General features: G+C 67.1%; 13 protein-coding genes. 9 read left to right on the forward strand and 4 right to left on the reverse strand.

Going from position 1 to position 19,757, the window contains the following annotated elements:
• Window positions 1–33 precede the first annotated feature (33 nt).
• The gene (locus OHB26_RS28420; RefSeq protein WP_330180325.1) at window positions 34–1,005 is read left to right on the forward strand and encodes an alpha/beta hydrolase; all 972 of its coding nucleotides are present in this window, start codon (window positions 34–36) and stop codon (window positions 1,003–1,005) included.
• Here OHB26_RS28420 and OHB26_RS28425 read toward each other — a convergent pair.
• The gene (locus tag OHB26_RS28425; protein WP_330185803.1) at window positions 1,002–2,336 is read right to left on the reverse strand and encodes an MFS transporter; all 1,335 of its coding nucleotides are present in this window, start codon (window positions 2,334–2,336) and stop codon (window positions 1,002–1,004) included. The two genes, OHB26_RS28420 and OHB26_RS28425, sit on opposite strands and share 4 nt — an antisense overlap.
• A gap of 567 nt (window positions 2,337–2,903) precedes the next feature.
• Between OHB26_RS28425 and OHB26_RS28430 the strand changes: the two genes are divergently transcribed.
• The 8 genes from OHB26_RS28430 (at window position 2,904) to OHB26_RS28465 (ending at window position 11,583) form a co-directional block, all read left to right on the forward strand.
• Window positions 2,904–3,965, forward strand: coding sequence for a LacI family DNA-binding transcriptional regulator (locus OHB26_RS28430; RefSeq protein WP_330180326.1), 1,062 nt, complete (start codon window positions 2,904–2,906; stop codon window positions 3,963–3,965).
• A gap of 14 nt (window positions 3,966–3,979) precedes the next feature.
• The gene (locus tag OHB26_RS28435) at window positions 3,980–4,948 is read left to right on the forward strand and encodes a ribokinase (protein ID WP_330180327.1); all 969 of its coding nucleotides are present in this window, start codon (window positions 3,980–3,982) and stop codon (window positions 4,946–4,948) included.
• Window positions 4,938–5,327 (forward strand): D-ribose pyranase, encoded by a 390-nt coding sequence (gene rbsD / locus OHB26_RS28440; RefSeq protein ID WP_330180328.1) that lies wholly within the window; start codon window positions 4,938–4,940, stop codon window positions 5,325–5,327. Before OHB26_RS28435 ends, rbsD begins: the two co-directional genes overlap by 11 nt.
• Before the next feature lie 36 nt (window positions 5,328–5,363).
• Complete coding sequence (locus OHB26_RS28445) at window positions 5,364–6,320, forward strand: sugar ABC transporter substrate-binding protein (RefSeq protein WP_330180329.1); 957 nt, start codon at window positions 5,364–5,366, stop codon at window positions 6,318–6,320.
• 81 nt (window positions 6,321–6,401) lie between these two features.
• Window positions 6,402–7,928 carry a sugar ABC transporter ATP-binding protein gene (locus OHB26_RS28450; RefSeq protein ID WP_330180330.1) on the forward strand — a complete coding sequence of 509 codons (1,527 nt, stop codon included), beginning with the start codon at window positions 6,402–6,404 and terminating at the stop codon, window positions 7,926–7,928.
• Window positions 7,925–8,944 carry an ABC transporter permease gene (locus OHB26_RS28455; protein WP_330180331.1) on the forward strand — a complete coding sequence of 340 codons (1,020 nt, stop codon included), beginning with the start codon at window positions 7,925–7,927 and terminating at the stop codon, window positions 8,942–8,944. Before OHB26_RS28450 ends, OHB26_RS28455 begins: the two co-directional genes overlap by 4 nt.
• Window positions 8,945–9,057: 113 nt before the next feature.
• A complete protein-coding gene (gene xylA, locus OHB26_RS28460; RefSeq protein WP_330180332.1) occupies window positions 9,058–10,239 on the forward strand; it encodes a xylose isomerase in 1,182 nt (393 codons plus the stop codon).
• 150 nt (window positions 10,240–10,389) lie between these two features.
• Window positions 10,390–11,583, forward strand: a complete 1,194-nt coding sequence (locus OHB26_RS28465) for an ROK family protein (RefSeq protein ID WP_330180333.1) — start codon at window positions 10,390–10,392, stop codon at window positions 11,581–11,583.
• Between the two features lie 188 nt (window positions 11,584–11,771).
• Here OHB26_RS28465 and OHB26_RS28470 read toward each other — a convergent pair whose 3' ends face one another.
• The 3 genes from OHB26_RS28470 to OHB26_RS39765 all read right to left on the reverse strand — a co-directional run bounded on the left by OHB26_RS28470 (window position 11,772) and on the right by OHB26_RS39765 (window position 19,627).
• The gene (locus tag OHB26_RS28470; RefSeq protein WP_330180334.1) at window positions 11,772–17,858 is read right to left on the reverse strand and encodes an amino acid adenylation domain-containing protein; all 6,087 of its coding nucleotides are present in this window, start codon (window positions 17,856–17,858) and stop codon (window positions 11,772–11,774) included.
• A 346-nt stretch (window positions 17,859–18,204) separates the two neighbouring features.
• Window positions 18,205–18,570, reverse strand: a complete 366-nt coding sequence (locus tag OHB26_RS28475; protein ID WP_442942729.1) for a MerR family transcriptional regulator — start codon at window positions 18,568–18,570, stop codon at window positions 18,205–18,207.
• Window positions 18,571–19,258: 688 nt separating this feature from the next.
• A complete protein-coding gene (locus tag OHB26_RS39765) occupies window positions 19,259–19,627 on the reverse strand; it encodes a cold-shock protein (protein ID WP_442942730.1) in 369 nt (122 codons plus the stop codon).
• Between the last annotated feature and the right edge of the window lie 130 nt (window positions 19,628–19,757).

A 19,757-nucleotide genomic window follows, 5' to 3' on the forward strand; every position in this document is an offset into this window, starting at 1 on the left:
GGTATCCGGACCTCACCGGTTGATACTGGAATCATGCACCGAATCCTGCGCTGTTCAATCGTGGTCATCGCCGCATTCGCTGTCCTATTGCCGATACCCGTGCACGCCGATCCTGGCTCCTCGATTCTCGAGGTCCGCCCGCTCGGTGGCCGTCAATACGAAGTCGTGGTCTTCTCGGCAGCCATGAACAAGGCGATCCCGGTCTGGGTGTCACACCCGGATGGCCCCGCACCCGCGCTCTATCTGCTCAACGCGGTCGACGGCGGTGAGAGCGGCGGTCCGTGGACCAACCGCACCGATATCGCGCAGTTCTTCGCCGATAAACCGGTCAATGTGATTCAGCCGATCGGCGGGCGCGCCTCCTACTACACCGACTGGGTGGCCGACGATCCGGTGCTCGGGCGCAACCGGTGGTCCACCTTCCTGATCGATGAACTGCCCACGTTGCTGGAGGATCGCTTCGGCATGACCGGCCGCAATGCCGTTGCCGGAACATCGATGTCGGCGACCTCGGCGCTGAACCTGGCCATCGAGGCGCCGGGCAGGTATCAGGCTGTGGGTTCCTACAGTGGCTGTCCGCGCACGAGTGATCCGGTGTCGACCGCGTATGTGTACTCGCAGTTGCAGCCGTACGGCGCGAGCGCGTCCAATATGTGGGGCGCACCGGGCAATCCGGCCTGGGCCGCACACGATCCGATTGTGAACGCGGACCGGTTGCGCGGTGTGGCACTCTACATTTCGGCCGGAGACGGCGCGGCCGGGGTGCACGACACGCTCGCGGATCCGTCGATCGGCGGTGACGCCGGACGGCTGGCCGATCGGATGCTGGTGGGCGGCAGTATGGAATCGGTCGTGCGCGGATGTACCGCCGCACTGACCGATCGGCTTGCCGCACAGGGTATTCCGGCTCAGGTCGTGTACCGGTCGGGCACTCATGCCTGGCCGTATTGGCAGGATGACGTCCATGACTCCTGGCCCCTGTTCGCCGCCGCACTCGGGGTCTAGTCGGCGCTCTCACGGTTGGCGGGTTCGGGTAGCGCGAGCGTGAGCACACCCATGGCCAGCGCCACCATCGCGATCGCGGTGAACATGGTGACGCTTCCGGCCAGGGTGTGCGCACGGAAGCACACCGCACTCAGCAGTGCCAGGCCCAGTGCGTTGCCGAGCTGCTCGATGGTCGGCACCATGCCCGAGGCCGCGTCCAGCTGCCGCTGTGCCAGGCCCGACAGCATGATCGGTTGCAGTGGCACACAGAACATTCCGACGCACAGACCCGCCAGCAGCACCGGCCCGATCACCAGGGGCACCGAGACGACCCCGTCGGTCACCCGCAGATAGATCGCACCTGTCGCGACGCATACGCCGTATGCGGTAATGGCCGCGGCCAGCGTGCGAACTCCCCAGCGCCGCACCAGCATCGGGGAAGCCAGCGCACCGGCACAGGCGCCCACCGCGAAGGGGGTCATCAAAAGTCCCGTGCGCCAGGCGGAGAAGCCCAGTTCGTCCTGCAGGGTGATGGACACCGCGAAGACGAAGGCGGTGAACATGCCGAAGAACGCGGTCACCAGTGCGGATCCGATGGCGAAGCGGCGGTCGGCGAACAGATCGAACCGCACCAGCGGGCTGCGCCCGCGCCGTGCCTCGCGGCGCTGCTGGGCGACGAATACCGCCGCGCAACCGGCGGCCCCGGTGATCATCGCCAAAGGTATCGGCCGCCAGCCGTGCTGCTGGATGTCGGTGAGCGCGTACAGGAGTGCGAACAGGCTCACGGTGGACAGTAGCGCCCCCGCGGGATCGAGCCGCTCACGATGCTCCGGTCGGCCCAGACGCAGATACCGCAGTGCCAGCGCCAAGGCGACCAGTCCGAGCGGCAGGTTGATCAGGAACACCGAATGCCAGCCCAGCCCGAACAGATCGGCCATGACCAGCGCCCCGCCGAGGATGGGCCCCAGCATTCCGGCGAATCCGGCCACCGCGCCGTAGATGGCGAACACCTGCTGATGCCGGTCACGAGGGAAGGCGGCCGCGACGATGGCGATGGTCTGCGCGGTCATTCCCGCGGCAGCACCGCCCTGTACGACCCGCGCCGCGACGAGTTCTCCCGCACTGCCGGACATTCCGCACCACCCCGAGGCCGCGGTGAACACCACCACCGAGGTCAGGAACATGCTGCGCCGCCCAACCAGCTCGCCGATGCGGGCCGCCGTCAGCAGCGTGCACGCGAAGGCCAGCGAATACCCCGACACCACCAGCAGCTGTGCTTGGCGCGAAACCGCCAGATCCGCGGTGATACTCGGCAGGGCGGTGGTCACGATCGTGCCGTCGATCATCTGCATGAACACCGCGATCAAACACCCCGCGAAGGAAAGCCACGCCCCCGTCGCTCCGCCCGTGCTCGCGTGCGAATCGATCGGACCGCCACCGGTATCGACGGCATCCCGCTCGCCGGCGACGGACTTCTCGAAACTCTGCGGTGAGTCGATGGGGTCAGCATATCCGGAGCAAACGTCTCCGCGCCGCACCTCGGCAGTGCTGAGCTCGGTCCGTGGTGCTGATGCTCGCCGCTCACCATCCGGATGTCCTTGGCTCGCACTACAGCTCCGGATGCATCTTGAACCGGATCGGGCGGGTTGGTATGAGCAGCGGGATCGCGATCGTGCTGGCAGTCGTCCTCTGAAATGCCCGATGCGAAGCGTTGCCGATGGTATCGCCATGATCGGGCAATTCCATTGGTGGAGAAAAGGTTTGGGTGCAACTACGCATTTCGATGTGTTGTGGCCGTGCGGGCGGCGGTACCGAATTCAGCGAGTGGCTGTTATCGAAACGTAACCAATTCGGCTCTTGCGGGAAAACTGTGACCCACCCCATACTCTCCAATCAACACGAGTTGATTCGAGGTTCATATGGTGACGCGGCGCGATGTGGCGCAGCTGGCGGGTACTTCGGACGCCATGGTCAGTTACGTGCTCAACGGCGGTCCCCGCAAGGTCGCACCCGCGACTCGCGCCCGAATTGTCGCGGCCATCGAGGAATTGGGCTATCGGCCGAACGCGGTGGCCCGGTCGCTGAAGACGTCGCGGACCATGACGCTCGGGCTGGTGGTGCCGGACAATTCGAACCCCTTCTTCGCCGAGCTGGCCCGCGCCATCGAGGATGTCGCCTTCGACGCCGGCTACACCTTGTTGCTCGGCAATGCGATGGACGACGACACGCGAGAAGCCACCTACATCCGAATCCTGATCGACCGGCAGGTCGATGGGATGATCGTCGCGCCCGCACACGGGGCCAGTAGCTGGATCTCCGAGCTCTCCGGGACATCCGTCCCGCGCCTGATACTCGACCGCGAACTCGAATTACCCGGCGCCACACACGTTTTGGTGGACAACGAAGGCGGCGCCTATCAGGCGACGAAACACCTCCTCGGCCATGGACTCGAGCGGATCGGCTGCATCGCGGGCCTACAGGGCATCCATCCGACCGTCGATCGAGTCGCGGGTTGGCGTCGCGCTCTCGCCGAATCCGGTCACAGCCGTGCGGACGGCATGGTCGTGCACGCGGCCTTCGGCCGGGCGGACGGCTACCGTGCCGGGCGCGCGCTGCTCTCGGGTCCGGACCGTCCGGAAGCCCTGTTCGTTGCCAGCGACGAACAGGCGCTCGGTGTGCTGCGCGCCGCCGCCGAACTGGGTCTTCGTGTCCCACAGGACCTAGCGATCTGCGCTTTCGACGGGATCGAGGGCAGCGCCTACACCGTGCCCGCGCTCACTACGATGCGTCAGCCCTTCGAAGATCTGGGCCGCTCGGCGGTGGAGTGGCTGTTGGCCAAGATCGCCGATCCCGAGCTCGCGCCGAGCCGAATCACCCATGACACCACGCTGGTCGCGCGCGGATCCTGCGGTTGCCCCGATCCACCGGGTGGAGATTCGGCGATCGCGGACCAGTCGGCGCCATCGGTACCGAGCGAATGAACCCGGGAGTGTTGTTGCGTAAACCGAAGGTAGTAGTCGTCGGCAGTATGAATATGGACCTATCGGTCCGCGTCGGGCGTTTGCCACGGCCGGGCGAGACGGTCTCCGGCGGCGATCTGGAACGCGGAGCAGGCGGAAAAGGCGCCAACCAGGCGGTGGCCGCTCAATTGCTCGGTGCGCGAACGGCATTGATCGGCCGGATCGGCGCGGACGAGTTCGGTGGCGAGCTACGCGGCGCGCTCCGGCGCGCCGGAGTCGACGACTCGGCGGTGACCGTGGACGACGGGGCCTCGGGCTCGGCGCTGGTTCTGGTCGACTCGGCGGGCGAGAATATGATCACGGTGTCGCCGGGCGCCAACGGAACATTCGTCCCCAGCGGACTCGATCAGCACGCCGATCGCATCGCGTCCGCGGATGCCCTGCTGCTCCAGCTCGAGGTGCCGACCGCGACCTGCCTTGCCGCCGCTCGAACGGCCCGGGCCGCGCAGGTGCTCGTCGTTCTCAACGCCGCGCCGCTGCCGCCCGATATCGGCCCCGAGCTGGTCGAATTGATCGCTTGCGCCGACATTCTGGTCGTCAACGAAGGTGAAGCCGTGAGTCTGCTCGATGCGGTATCGGGGTGCTCGGAGCGCGAGCCGATGGCTCTCGCGGTGGCGCTGCGCGCACTCGGACCGTCGGAGGTCGTCATCACCCTCGGCGCGCGAGGCGCCGTTTACACCGATGCCGACGGCCGCAGCGCGGCTGTTCCGCCCTTCGCGGTCAACGCGATCGATGCTGTCGGAGCGGGCGATGTGTTCTGCGCGGCGCTGACCGTCGCGCGCGCATCCGGGTCGGCGGATCTCGGCGCGGCTGTCCGAAGAGCCTGTGCCGCAGGCGCTCTCGCCACCATGCGGCGCGGGGCACAGTCCTCGGTGCCGGGCGCGGTCGAGGTCGATGCCTTTGTCTCGGAACAGAGTTCGCGGCGGAGCACCCATGCGTACTGACGGACTCTGGCATCCGCGCCTCATGCAGATTGTGACCGGCCTGGGCCATACGGACCTCATCGTCATCGCCGATGCCGGGTTGCCGATCCCGGCCGGTGTCGAGCGGATCGATCTGCTCTGGCGGCGCGGCGAACCGGGATTCCTTCCGGTGTTGCGTGCCATCCTCGCCGACGGGGTGTTCGAACACGCCTGCTATGCAAGCGAACTCGCCGATCCGGCAATTCTCGACGGCCTGGCGTCGGCGCTCGGGCAGATCCCGTCTTCGACGGTGTCGCATGCCGAGCTCAAGAATCGCACGGTCGACGCGCGGGTGATCGTCCGCACCGGCGAAGCCACTCCCTACGCCAATGCCGTATTGCGCGCCGGCGTCGCGTTCTAGCGCAACAGTTCCCGTAATAAGAGAGGTTCACCTGAAATGCGAAGAAGCACAAGGACGGTACTCGCTGTCGTAGTCGCGGCGACCACGGCGGCGCTCAGCGCCTGTGGCACCGAGCAGACCGCGACCAGCCCGGCCACCAACGCCAATGGCAAACCCACCGTTTGCCTGATCATGAAGTCGCTCGCCAACGAATACTTCCAGCAGATGCAGAAGGGCGCCAAGGATCACGTCGACCAGCTCGGGACACTGGACCTGCGGACCGCGGGCATTCAGAACGAAACCGACGTCGATGGTCAGATCGCACTGGTCGACAAGTGCATCACCCAGCAGGTCCAGGGCATCGTCATCGCCCCGGCCGATTCGAAGGCGTTGGTGCAGTCGGTGGTCAAGGCGAGCAAGGCCGGGATCAAGGTGGTCAATATCGATGTCGCACTCGATCCCGATGCCCTGAAGTCGGCCGGGGTCGACATCCCGCTGGTCGGTCCGGACAACCGGGCCGGCGCCAAGCAGGTCGGCGATGTACTGGCCAAGGCGGTGGGACCGAACGGCAAAGTGGTGATCCTGGAGGGCAATCCGGGCGCGGACAACGCGCTGCAGCGTAAGAACGGGTTCAACGACGCTGTCGCCGAATCGAAGCTGACCCTGCTCGATTCCAAGACCGCGCACTGGGAGACCGACGAAGCGCACACCGTATTCGGCAACATGCTGACCGCACACCCGGATATCCAGGGCGTGCTGGCCTCCAATGACTCGATGGCGCTCGGTGTCATCAAGGTCATCCAGGAGCGTCACGCGGATATCAAGGTCGTCTCGATCGACAACATCCCGGCGGTCAAGACCTTCCTCCGGAACGGTCCGATGCTGGCCACCCTCGACCAGTACGGCTCCGAACAAGCGGGAGTCGGAATCGATGTCGCGATGAAGTTGATCGGCGGTCAGCCCGTCGCCGGTTGGGAGAAGACCAGGATGAACGTCGTCACCGCCGGGGCATGAGGGGCCCGACCTGAACGACGACCGGGGTGGAGTCGGCGGAATCGACTCCACCCCGGTACATCCGAGATTACTGGGAGCACAATGAACCCCGAACCCCGAGCCGGCACCCTCCTCGAGATCACCGGTTTGAGCAAACGTTATCCGGGCGTCACGGCACTGGACGGTGTCGATCTGAGCGTCACCGCCGGTGAGATACATGTGCTGATCGGTGAAAACGGAGCGGGCAAATCAACGCTGGTGAAATGCCTTGCGGGCGTGGAGCGGCCGGACGCGGGCCGCATGGTTCTCGGCGGCGCCGACCATCGCCCCGCCAGCGCCGCGGATGCGTTGCACGCCGGAATCCAGGTCGTACACCAGGAATTGGCGCTCATGCCCGCGCTGACGGTCGCGGAGAACCTCTTCCTCCAGCGCATGCCGCGCCGATTCGGCGTCGTCGATCGCCGTGCCATGCGGCGGCGTGCCGAAGGTTTGCTCGAACAGGTGGGTCTCGAGGTGTCGCCGGATACTCCGGTCGGCCGCCTCGGTATCGCACAGATGCAGTTGGTCGAGATCGCCAAGGCGCTCTCCACCGAGTGCCGCCTGCTGATCATGGATGAGCCGACCGCGACACTCACTCCGCGGGAGACCGCGACGCTGTTCAAGGTGATGCGGCGACTCAAGCACGAGGGTGTGGCGATCATCTTCATCTCGCACCATCTGGACGAGATCTTCGAGATCGGCGACCGAGTCACGGTGCTGCGCAACGGAACCAGCGTAGCCGCCCGCGAGATCGGCGATATCGACATCCCCGGTCTGGTCCGGATGATGGTCGGGCGCGATCTGGCCGCCGAGTACCCGCCGGTGACCGCGCGGCCGACCGGGGACGAACTGCTCGGGGTGCGCGATCTGAGGGTGACCGCGCGGGCGCCGTCGGTCTCGTTCAGCGTGCGCGCGGGCGAGGTGGTCGGCGTCGCGGGACTCGTCGGTTCCGGACGCACCGAGGCGATGCGCGCGATCTTCGGCGCGGACCGTCCTGCCGCCGGAACCGTCTCGGTGCGTGGCGAACCCGCGCACATCAAGAACCCGCGGGACGCGGTTCGCCACGGCATCAGCCTGCTCACCGAAGATCGCAAATCCCAGGGTTTGGTGCTCGATCTGTCGATCGCGGCCAACCTGAGTCTGGCCGGCCTGGACCGCGTCAGTCGTACCGGACTGTTGCGCCGTCGAGCCGAAATAGCTTCGGCCCGTGAACTTTCCAGCAGGCTGCGGATCAAGGCGAGCGGCCCCGAACAGTCCGTTCGGTCACTCTCCGGCGGCAATCAGCAGAAGGTCGTGCTCGGGCGCTGGCTGGCCGCCGATGCGGACCTGCTGATCGTCGACGAGCCGACGCGTGGCATCGACGTCGGCGCTCGCTACGAGATACACCAACTTCTGCTCGATCTGGCCACCGTGGGCAAAGGGGTGCTTGTGGTTTCGTCGGATCTGTCCGAACTCACCGGCATCTGCGATCGCATTCTGGTCTTCTCGGCGGGCCGGATCACCGGGGAGGTCGCCCGTGCGGACTTCGACGCCGAGCACATCCTCAACCTCGCCTACTCCGGCTATTTGAAGAACGGTAGTGCAGCATGACTTCTCTCAGCACCGCACGAACCAACACTCGTGCCGCCAAAGTGCTGAGCCAGGTGCTCGGCGAGGCCGGCATCGGCGTGGCCTTGGTGGCATTGGCGGCGTTCTTCTTGGCTGCCGCACCGCATTTCGCGACGACCGGCAATTTCCGCGACATCATGACCCAGATCACGCTGAATACCATGCTGGCGGTCGGCATGACCTTCGTGATCCTGGTGGGCGGCATCGATCTGTCCGTGGGTTCGGTCATCGCCCTGTGTGCCGTGGTGGCAGGCAAGGCGATGGAGAACGGTGGCTCCTCGGCGCTTCCGTTCGCCATCGGCCTCAGCGTGCTCATCGGTGCGATCTGTGGTCTCATCAGCGGTTTCGTCACCGAACGCTGGCGGGTGCCCTCGTTCATCGTCACGCTCGGCATGCTCTATGTCGCGCGCGGCGCCGCCGAGCAGTACACCGATGCCCGCACGATCTACAACCTGCCCGCGGCGTTGACGAGCTTCGGCACCGCGACCGTGGTGGGCATCCCCGCGGTATTCGCGGTGGCGCTGTCGATGGTGGCGGTGGCCTGGTTCGTGCTGTCGCGCACTGTTTTCGGGCGACTGGTCTATGCGACGGGCAACAACGAAGAGGCGGTGCGGCTTTCGGGGCACCGGACCAATCTGATCAAGATCGTGTGTTTCGTGATCGGCGGGTTGTGCGTCGGTCTGGCCGCCGTGATCTATATGGCTCGGCTCGGTGTCGCCAGCCCGATCCTGGGCCAGGGCTATGAACTCAATGCCATCGCCGCGGTGGTGATCGGGGGCGCGAGCCTGTCCGGGGGCCGTGGCTCGGTGATCGGCACCCTGCTGGGCGCCTGCCTGCTCGGAGTTTTGACCAACGGCCTACTGCTGATGGGGGTCTCGGACTTCCAGCGCACGATGGTGACCGGAACCGTCATCATCATCGCGGTCATTCTCGACGCGTATCGCAAACAACTGATGACCCGGCTCTCGGGTGCCGCCGAGAGCCGACTACTGCCGTGACAAAGAAATATGTTGTTGTACAACATATTTGGCTGTCCCTCGAGAATTGGGTAGCGGTGGTGAGTAGGCTGCCGAGTACTAAGTTCAATGCCTGAACAAAGTCGAGGTTCATCATGGTGACGCCAACGCCCGCGGATAAGTTCTCGTTCGGATTGTGGACGGTGGGGTGGCGGGGGAGGGACCCGTTCGGGGACGCCACCCGGCCGGAATTGGACGCGGTGCGGGCGGTGCACCGGCTCGCGGAGTTGGGGGCCTACGGCCTCAGCTTCCATGACGACGATCTGTTCCCGTTCGGCGCCGCGACCGCCGAACGGCAGCGGCGGATCGATCGGCTGCGCCAGGCGCTGGCCGAGACCGGAATGGTGGTGCCGATGGTGACCACGAATCTGTTCACCCATCCGGTGTTCAAGGACGGCGGTTTCACCAGCAACGATCGGGGTGTGCGCCGGTTCGCGCTGCGTAAGGTGTTGCGGAATGTGGAGTTGGCGGCCGAAGTCGGCGCGCGCACCTATGTGCTGTGGGGCGGGCGCGAGGGCGCGGAGTACGACAGTGCCAAGGATGTGCGCGCGGCACTGGACCGCTATCGCGAAAGCGTGAACCTGCTCACCGAATTCGTGCGTGACCGCGGCTACGACCTGCGCTTCGCGCTCGAGCCGAAACCCAACGAGCCACGCGGGGACATCCTGTTGCCGACTGTCGGGCACGCGCTGGCGTTCATCGCCACCCTCGAGCATTCGGAGCTGGTCGGGGTCAATCCCGAAGTGGGACACGAGCAGATGGCGGGATTGAACTTCGCGCACGGTATCGCGCAGGCGCTGTGGCAGGGCAAGCTGTTCCACATCGATCTGAACGGCCAGCGCGGCATCAAATACGACCAGGACCTGGTGTTCGGGCACGGCGATCTGATGAACGCGTTCAGCCTGGTCGACCTGCTGGAAAACGGCGGCCCGGACGGGACGCCCGCCTACGACGGCCCGCGGCACTTCGATTACAAGCCCTCACGGACCGAGGACCTTGCGGGCGTATGGGATTCGGCCGCCGCGAATATGCGCACCTATCTGCTGCTGAAGGAACGCGCCCGGGCCTTCCGCGCGGATCCCGAAGTGCTGCGGGCACTGTCGACGGCCGGGGTCGCCGACCTGCGTACCCCGACGCTGACCCCGGGCGAGGGATACTCGGACCTGCTGGACGATCCCGAGTCGGCGGATTTCGATCCGGACCGGGCCGGCGAACGCGGGTACGGGTTCGTCCGGTTGAACCAGCTGGCGCTGGAACATCTGCTCGGCGCGCGGTGATCGGATGACGCTGGTGGTCGCCGGGGTGCTGGACGGCGGCGCCGAGATGCCCGCACGGCCCCCGTCATCGCGGACGTGCCGTTACGAGTCGCCGACGACGGGCGCGGTCCGGGAGCGCTGCCGGGCCGCCCGATCGAAGTATCCCGAGCGATGACACGGCTGCCCGGCCCCGTTCACCTGCGGCAGGTGCGCACCGGAAATCTGCAGGCGTTGCTGGTGGCCATCCTCGACGGCCCGGCGTCGCGGGCCGAGCTCGCCCAGCGCACCGGCCTGACCAAAGCGACGGTGGCCAGCCTGGTGGAACCACTGCTGCGGCAACGGATTCTGGCCGAGGACCCGGTGGTGAACGCCGGCCGCGGCCGCCCGTCACGACCGCTGCGGTTCTCCGACGCCGCTCCCGTGGCGATCGGCGTGGAGATCAATGTGCGTCACCTGGCCGTCACAGTGCAGCGGCTGGATGGCTCCACCGCGGCCGAACGCCGCGTCGAGATCGACAACCGCCGGCGCGGCATCGACGAACTGATCGACAGCGTCGCCGGGCTCGTATCAGCCACGCTCACCGAATCAGGCCGGGAGCCACTGGGAATCGGGCTGGCCGTGCCCGGCATCGTGCACGGCGACACGGTCGTGCACGCGCCCAATGTGCCCGCCCTGACCGGTAGCCGGATCGGCGAGCGCCTGGCCGCCGCGCTCGGGATGCCGATGGTGATGGTGGACAACGAAGCCAATCTCGCCGCCCTGGCTCATCTCTGGCCGCAGCGGCTCGCCGGAGACGACTTCGTCTACGTCTCCGGCGATGTCGGCATCGGCGCCGGAATCGTCCTCGGCGGCTCCCTGTTTCGCGGGGGCAGCGGGTTCGCGGGCGAGCTCGGACATGTCATCATCGAGCGCGGCGGCCGCCCCTGCACCTGCGGGAGCTACGGCTGCGTCGAGCAATACGCGGGTCTGCACGCGATTCTCGCCGCCGCGGGCGCGCGCGGACTCGGCGCGCTGCACGACGCCCTGCGCCAGGGTGACACCCGCAGCCGCTCCGCCGTCAACTGCGCCGGTTCGGCACTGGGCACCGCGCTCGCCTCCCTGATCAATGTCTGCGACGTCGGGACCGTCGTGCTCGGCGGCGGCTATGCGACCCTCTTCGACGATCTCGCCCCCGGAGTGCGTGCCGAACTCGGCAGCGGCGTCCTCGCCGCCGTACGCCGTCCGGTCACCCTCACGGTCTCGCCATTCGGGCGGACCGCCGTGGCACGCGGCGCGGCAGCGCTCATCACCCGCCGCTGTTGCCTCGCACCGGAACTCCTGTCGGCCACCGTGCCGAGCGCCGATGGGCGGAGCACGACGGGGTAATCCGGCGCACGGGCGACCGCGCCCGTGGTTGAACTCCTTTTCCGTGGTCGCGGACACCGCTCGAGGATGTACAGGCACACTGTCACTGCGTTCGGCGGCGCGCGGCTCCGTCCCCACCATTGCCGACCGGTCCAGCGCGTCGAACGAGACGACATTCTGGGGGGCGAAGCCAGATCTTCCGCTGTGGCTCAGTGGGCCCCGACGGTGACCACGGGAAGCAAGCCCGCTGCCGTGAACTGCGCGAGATAGCGGTTCAGCACTGCCCGGTCAATGACCGGGCAGTGAATGTTCTTCCCGTGCAGCGCCTCTCGGGTATGGGCGTCATCCCATCGGGTATGCCCGGCGAGTTCACCGAAGGTGGAGGCCAGCACCGCCGCGCGGGCCAGGGAGTCATCGCCCGCGGCGGAGCGGGCCGCCGATTGGCGGTTCAGTTCGGCGAGTACGTAATCCATCGACCGTTCCCGCACCGGGTGGCCTTGTTCGCGCAGGCATTCCAGGACTTCGCGCACCGCGACGGGTGTGTGGTTGACCTGGTGGTAGACGGTCTCCCGGCGCGGGCTCGACGCGACGGCGACGATCGCGCGCACGACGTAGTCGACGGGGACCAGGGAGACCGTGGCATCGCCCACCTCGGGCGTGACGCCGAGCACCGCGGCGGCGCGCACCATGTTCCAGAAGGCGTCGTCGGGATTGTTGACCCCGGTGGAGGTGTCGCCGCAGATGGTGCCCGGCCGGTGGATGGTCACCGGCACCCCGCGCCCACCGGCCTGCCGAATCAGTTCCTCGCCAACCCATTTCGAGGTCAGGTAGCCGTTGGACTGGAGTTGGTCCGCGCGCAGCCGATCGTTCTCGCCGACGACCTCGGGAACCGGGCCCGCCGGGATGGCGGCGCCGAGGGTGGAGATGAAGTGCACCGCCTTCACCCGCGCGGTGGTGGCCAATTCGAGCACCGCTCGCGTTCCCTCGACATTGACCGCGCGCAGCCGCTCATAGGGATCGACATGATTGACCCTGGCGCCATTGTGATAGATGACATCGATTCGTTCGGCGAGTAGCTCGAACCGCGCGGGGTCCAGGCCCAGTCGCGGCAACGCCAGATCGCCGGGTACGGTCGTCACCCGCTCGGCGACGCCGTCGGTGGGCAGCCCGAACCAGGTCAGCGCCGCCAGGACTCGATCCAACGGATCCTGATTGCCCTTCGCGCGCACCAGGCACCAGATATGCCCCCGGGTGCGGGTCAGCAACTCGTGCAGCAGATGTGCGCCCAGGAAACCCGTCGCACCGGTGAGCAGAACATCGTGTGCGGTGCGCCGTGCGAGTGCGCATCCCGCGATCGAGATGGCCCGATCCAGGACCGCATCGGCCGCGGCAGTGAAAGCCGGGCCGGGTTGGCGTTTACCGCTCACATAGGCCGCCAGCCCCGCCACCGTCGGTGCCGCCAGGATCGCGGACATCGGAACGTCGCAGTCGAGTCGGTCCGAAAGGCGTTGGTGCAGTACGAATACCAGTAGTGACGAGCCACCGAGTTCGAAGAAATCCGATGTCGGCCCGACACCGGGGACGTCGAGAACCTCCGCGAAGACCTCCGCGATCGCGATCTCCAGCGGGGTGCCCGGCCCGGCCGCCTCCGCGCTGACGAACACCGGCGCGGGCAGTGCGGCCCGATCGACCTTGCCGCTGGTGTTGACCGGCAGCTCGTCGAGCACCATCACCGCCGCCGGGACCATATACCCCGGCAGGAGTCCGGAAACCTGGTGCCGCAACGCCTTCGGCTCGACGGTCGCTCCAACTCGTGGCACCACATAGCCGATCAGCCGGTCGTCCTGGGCGTCCCGACGTACCGTGACCACGGCCTGCGCCACGGCGGGATGGTCGAGCAGGGCGGATTCGATCTCACCCAGTTCGATGCGGTGCCCACGCACCTTGACCTGAAAATCGGTGCGGCCCAAATACTCCAGCACTCCATCGGGGCGGAAACGGACCAGGTCGCCGCTGCGGTACATCCGCGCCCCGGGCGGCCCGAACGGACTGGCCACGAATCGGCTCGCGGTGAGTCCCGGCGCGCGATGATAGCCGCGGGCGAGCTGATCACCCGCGAGTACGAGCTCACCGGCGACCCCGGGAAAGAGGCGATGCAATCTGGCATCGAGCACACCGCACCGCGAATTCCACACCGGCACACCGATCGGCATGGTCGACGCACGCAGATCCGCTTCCGCCACATGGTGTTCGGTAATGCTGACCGCGGCTTCGGTCGGACCGTACAGGTTATGCAGCTCAGCCGGACTGACCTCGGCGAACGCTTGCGCGGTCTCCGGCGCGAGCGCCTCGCCGATGACGAATACGGCGCGTAGTGACTCGAGATCCTCGGAGCTCGCGGATCTGGCCACCAGGGTGAGCATGGTCGGCACGAAATCGGTCAGGGTCACACGGTGATTCGCGATCAACCGGCAGATGGCGTGCGGGTCCCGATGTTCGTCGGGCCCGGCGAGCACGAGCCGCGCACCGGCCCCCAGCGGAAGGAAATACCCCCACAGCGAGACATCGAAGGTGGCGGCGGTCTTGTGTAGATACGTGTCCCGGGCCCGCAGGTCGTAGCGGGTGCGCATCCAGGCGAGCTGGTTGACGATCGCGGTGTGGGTGACGACCACGCCCTTGGGCTTGCCGGTCGATCCCGAGGTGTAGATGACGTAGGCGGGATGATCGCCTCGCAAGGGCGCGGTCCGCTCGGCATCGCGCACCGGTCCGGCGGGATATCCGGTCGTGTCGAGGGTGTCCACGGTCCGCGGGTCACCGAGGGTGAACCCATCCCGGATCGTGGTCAGAACACAGTGCGGTGCTGCGGATTCCAGGATGTAGCCGATGCGCTCGGCGGGATGATCGGGATCGATCGGCACCCAGGCCGCTCCCGCCTCCGCGACCGCGTACAACGTGATGACCTGCTCCAGGGAGCGGCGCATGGCCACCGCGACAAGGGATTCCGGACCGATGCCCTGGGCGATCAGCCATCGTGCCCGCCGGGTGGCGCGATCGTAGAGCTCGGCGAAGGTGACGGACTCGTTCTCGCTGACCACGGCGACCGCGTGCGGGTGTTCGGCCGCCTGACGGGCGATCGCGGCGGTGAGCTGCTCCCGCGCGACCGGCACGTCGTCGCCGCGGTGCCCATCGCGGCCGTCGAAGATGGTGAGGTCGCCGACCGCCGTCCGCGGATCGGCGAGGATCGACTCCAGTAGCCGGGTATAGGCGTCGATGAACCCCCGGACCGTCGATCGATCGAAAAGGTCTGTGCTGTAACCGAATCTCAGCGCGATGGGACCGAGCGCGCCCTCGGCGTCGCGGGTGTCGATCACCCCGATGTGCAGGTCGGTCTTGACCGTATCGGTCTCGATCTCGAACACCGACATATCCGTCGCGGTCATCTCCAAATCCGCGGGCGTGAAATTCTGGAAGGCGAATCCGACCTGATACAGCGGATGCCGTCCGGGTGACCGCACCGGATCGACCGCGTCCACGACGTGTTCGAACGGCACCTCGGAGTGGGCGAAATTGGCCAGGTCCCGATCTCGGGCGCGGGCCAGCAACGCCTCGAAACTCTCCGCTGCCTCGACCCGAGTGCGAGAGACGGTGGTATTGACGAACATTCCGACGACGCCATCGAGCGCCGGTTCTGCGCGATTGGTCATCGGCACCCCGATCGCGATGTCCTCGGTGCCGGACAGGCGGGCCAGCAGGACCGCGAGCGCGGTGCGCATCACCATGAACAGGCTCGCCTGGCGTCCACGCGCGAAGGTCAGCAATCGCTCGTGGGTGGCGGCGGGCAGCAGGTGATCGACCGTCGCGCCGCGCAGCGAGGCGATCGCGGGGCGACGCCGGTCGGCCGGGAGGTCGAGTTGGTCCGGCAGCCCGCGCAACTCGCCGGTCCAGTACCGGAGCTGTTGTGCCAGTAGCGATTCGGAGTCGTCCCGGGAGCCGAGTAGTTCGCGCTGCCAGAGCGCGTAGTCGGCGTACTGCACCGCCACCGGCCGCCATGCCGGTGCGGTGCCGCCGCATCGGGCGGCGTAGGCCAGGCCCATATCGTGGGCCAGCGGAGCCATCGACGAGCCATCGGCACAGATATGGTGCACCGCGCAGACGAGCACCTGCTCGGTCGGAGTCCGCAGCAGCCGCATCCGCAGCGGAACCTCGGCCGTGACATCGAAGCCCTCGCGAATCGCCCGGTGCACCTGCGCGGAGAGTTCGTCCTCGGCGATATCCCGCACGGCGAAGTTGTCCATAGCCATGCCCGCGTCCATGATTCGCTGGTACGGCCCGTCGGCATCGGCGGGATAGCGGGTGCGCAGCGCCTCGTGTCGGGTGATCACATCCAGCAGCGCCGCGCGCAACGCGTCGGTGTCCAAGCCGGTGAGGCGCAGTGCGAAGCCGATATTGTCGACCGCGGTGGCGGTGTCGAACTGATTGCGCAGCCAGAATCGAAGCTGGTTCGGCGACAACGGAATTCGATCCGGGCGCAGTCCCGCCAACAGTGCCGGGCGGGCGGTGTCGAAATGCCGGGACCGGATGGCCTTGGTCAGCGTGGCGATGGTCGGATGGTCGAACAGCAGCTGGGGCGGAATCCGTGCCTGCCAGCTCTCGCTCAGCCGCGCCGCCGCCTGGGTGGCCAGCAGCGAATTGCCGCCGACGGCGAAGAAATCGGTGTCCGCGCCGATCCGCTCGATGCCGAGCACCTGGGCGAACACCTCGGCGACCAGGTCCTCCCCGGCACCGGTCACGCGCCGCGGACCCGAACGCCGCACCGGGAGGGCACGCAATGCGGTTCGGTCGACCTTCCCGGCCTCGGTGCGCGGGAAGTCCTCGACCACGATGACCGAGTTGGGCACCATATAGGCCGGCACCTGGGCGGCCAAACCGGCCAGCAGATCCGGCGTATATGGCTGCGCATCGGGATCGGCCAGCACGAACGAGACCAGTTCGGTTTCGCCGGTGGCGGTTTCGCGGTCCACGGTCACCGCGCTCGCGACCCCGTCCAGCCGGATGAGCGCGGCGTCTATCTCCCCGAGTTCGATGCGCAGGCCGCGGATATTGACCTGATGGTCGATCCGGCCGACATATTCGAGCTCGCCGATATCATTGCGGCGCACCAGATCTCCGGTGCGATACATCCGCGTCCCGGCCGCTCCCTGCGGATCCGCGACGAAGCGCGCAGAGGTGAGTGCGAACAGGCCGGGATAGCCGCGTGCCACTCCCGGACCGGTGACATACAACTCGCCGACCGAGCCGACGGCGGCGGGCCGCAATCGACTATCGAGGATTCGGTGCCCGGCACCCTGCACCGGTCCGCCGATCGAGACGGGGGCATCGGGTCGCAACGGACCGCTGAGGGTGGCCGCGACGGTGGTCTCCGTGGGTCCGTAGGCATTGTGCATACGCCGCCCGTCGGTCGCCCATCTGGTGACCAGCGATGGGGGACATGCTTCACCGCCCACCACGATCGTGGACAGGGTCTCCAGCCCCGCCGGTTGCACGGTCGCCAGCACCGAGGGGGTCAGGAACGCGTGGGAAACCCTGTGCCGGTGCAGGAACTCCGCCAGTTCGCCACCGCCGATGAGCGATGGCGGGGCGATGACCATCGTGGCCGCCGATCCGATCGCGAGCAGCAGCTCGAGCATCGAGGCGTCGAAGCTCGGCGAGGCGAAGTGCAGGCACCGGGACGCGGCGGTGGTCGCCAGGGTCGCGCGCAGGTCCGCGCAGAGGGCGGCCAGACCGGTGTGGGTGACGGCGACGCCCTTGGGCATGCCGGTCGATCCGGACGTGTAGGTCAGATAGGCGATATTGGAAAGGCGCAGGGGCGCAGGCCGATCGAGATAGGAGATCGGATTCGACGGTTCCACCGCGAGTTCGGCGAGAACCCCCGGATCGTCCAATGCCAGCCACCGGACCGTGCCGGGAAGAATATCGTGATGACGGCGATGCGTGAGTCCGAGAACGCATCCGCTGTCGTTGAGCTGGTAGTCGATCCGCGCCCGTGGATAGGCCGGATCCAGCGGGACGAATGCCGCGCCGGTCTTCGCGATCGCCCAGACCGCCGCGATCGAGTCCACCGATCGGGACAGTGCGACAGCCACCCGATCCTCGGGGCCGACCCCGAGCCGGGACAGCCTGCGCGCCAACTGATTCGTGCGCGCGTCCAGCGCGCGATAGCTGAGTTCGACCTCGTCGGTGACGATCGCGATTCCGTCGGGGTTCCGCTCCACCGCGGCGGTGAGTAGCGCAGCCAAGCTTCGGCCACCGGTTCCGCTGTCGCGTCGACGCCGAGTCGAACGTGGAGTGGGACCGTGGGTGCCGTCGCGCATAGGTGTCCTGCCGTCTTCGGTCGAATGCCCGCCTGATGCTACGACCGATCCACATCCCTTGCCACAGCGGGGAAATCGGCACCGCCGCCACCGCTGCCGCGATGCGGGGGAGTAGCTACTCCCAGGGATCGAGCCCGCCCCGCGTGCGGCTGCGGCGTCGCTGTCGTGCGGAGAGGCTTTTCATCACGGGCGTCGTGTAGGGAACACTGCCACCGCAGTACCGGACCCGTGCTTCGGTTCCGGCGGATCTGCGGAGCAGGCGGTGAGTCGCTCAGCGCTGCGAGCCCGGTGCGTCGTGCTTGTCCAGGGCGTGTTGCAGGGTGGCGTTGAGGGCTTGGGCCTCGGCGAGCTGGTCTTCGAGGATCACGATCCGGCATGCTCCGTCGAGGGAGTTACCGGCGTCGATCAATTCGCGTACGCGCGTGGCGATCCGCAGCTGATAGCGCGAGTAGCGGCGATGCCCGCCCGCCGAGCGTTGCGGGGTCAACAGCCGTGCGGCATCGAGGGTCCGCAGGAATGCCTGGGTGACGCCGAGGATCTCCGCGGCACGGCCCATGCTGTAGGCGGGGAAGTCCTCGTCATCGAGTTTGTCCGGCCCACCGGCACTGCCGGTGGGTGTCGTATCCGGTTGCTGCACAACACCTCTCAGGTTTTCAACGACTCCAGGCCCCGGCGCGGGTGCGCCGGGGCCTGAGGTCTACGTATACGAAAGGGGGACTATTCTTCATCGGCCCCTATGGGCCGATGCTGTACCCCGCGCCCGACATTTCTCGGGATGCGGGACGGGTATCGGACTACTCAGTGGCCACCTCCATGCGTGTCGGGTACTGCCTGTCAACAAAGGTCCTTTGTCGTGCTGTGTGCCGTCCCCTCCGGCGGCGGTCCAGCTACGGGGGGTCAGCCGGATTCTCGTCTGCGCCGGAGGGGGCGGGTGTACTTCATACCAGGCAGTTCACCTGCCCAGTCACTCGATCCCTCACTTCAACGACAGTTAAATTACATACCGCAATCGCGAATGTCTACAGTTTTCACTACAGAGTTTCCGTGTCGGCGTGTGCGTGGTGCGGTCGGTGGCACGCGAGTGCGCGGATCGGTGCGTGTCGGCGTGCATGCGGGTTCCGTGCGCGGGGATGACGCGGATCGGGGGAGCGCTGCGCGGCAGGGGCCGCGGGCATCGCCGGTCGCATGATGCTTTCCCACCACGGGCGTAGCGGGCTCGGGTCGGGCCAGTACACCACCGGTGGTTCCTGGTCGGTGTGCTCGCGGTCGGTGCTGGAGGTGCTTGTCGTACTCATGGATCTGTCCGATCGGACGGGGTATCGGGGTCAGGCTGCGCGGTACCGGGCACGGCACCGGGATCGGCGTGTAGCGGCGCAGGGAGCGACGTACCGCGGGGCCGGTCCGGCGCTGGAGCGCGGATAGGGGACGACTCGGGTGGCTTCGGGTCCGCGGGGTGTGTTCAGGGCGGTGTAGATGACCGGTTGCCCGGCGGAGAGGGTTTTGTACCCGGGGACCTCGATCACGGAGAAGTCCACGAACACCGCGGATCCGGTATCGGGCGTCAGAAATCCGAACCCTTTCCCGGCGTCGAACCAGGCCACGCGCGCGTGCTGCCAACGGGGCAGTTCGTGCTCGCGGGTGTGTGCGTGCGGGTCGGTCAGATCGAACTCGTCGGCGGTCGCGATCGTGGTCATCGCGATTCCTCCTCTCGCGTATCGGGAAACGAGAGGGTGGGTTCGGCCGGAACGGGCCGACCGAACCCACCCGGTGAAGCGGGTAGATCGACATGATGCTGCGTGATACCCGCAAGGGGGACGCCGCGCC

The sequence above is a fragment of the Nocardia sp. NBC_01503 genome (assembly GCF_036327755.1).
GTDB lineage: Bacteria > Actinomycetota > Actinomycetes > Mycobacteriales > Mycobacteriaceae > Nocardia.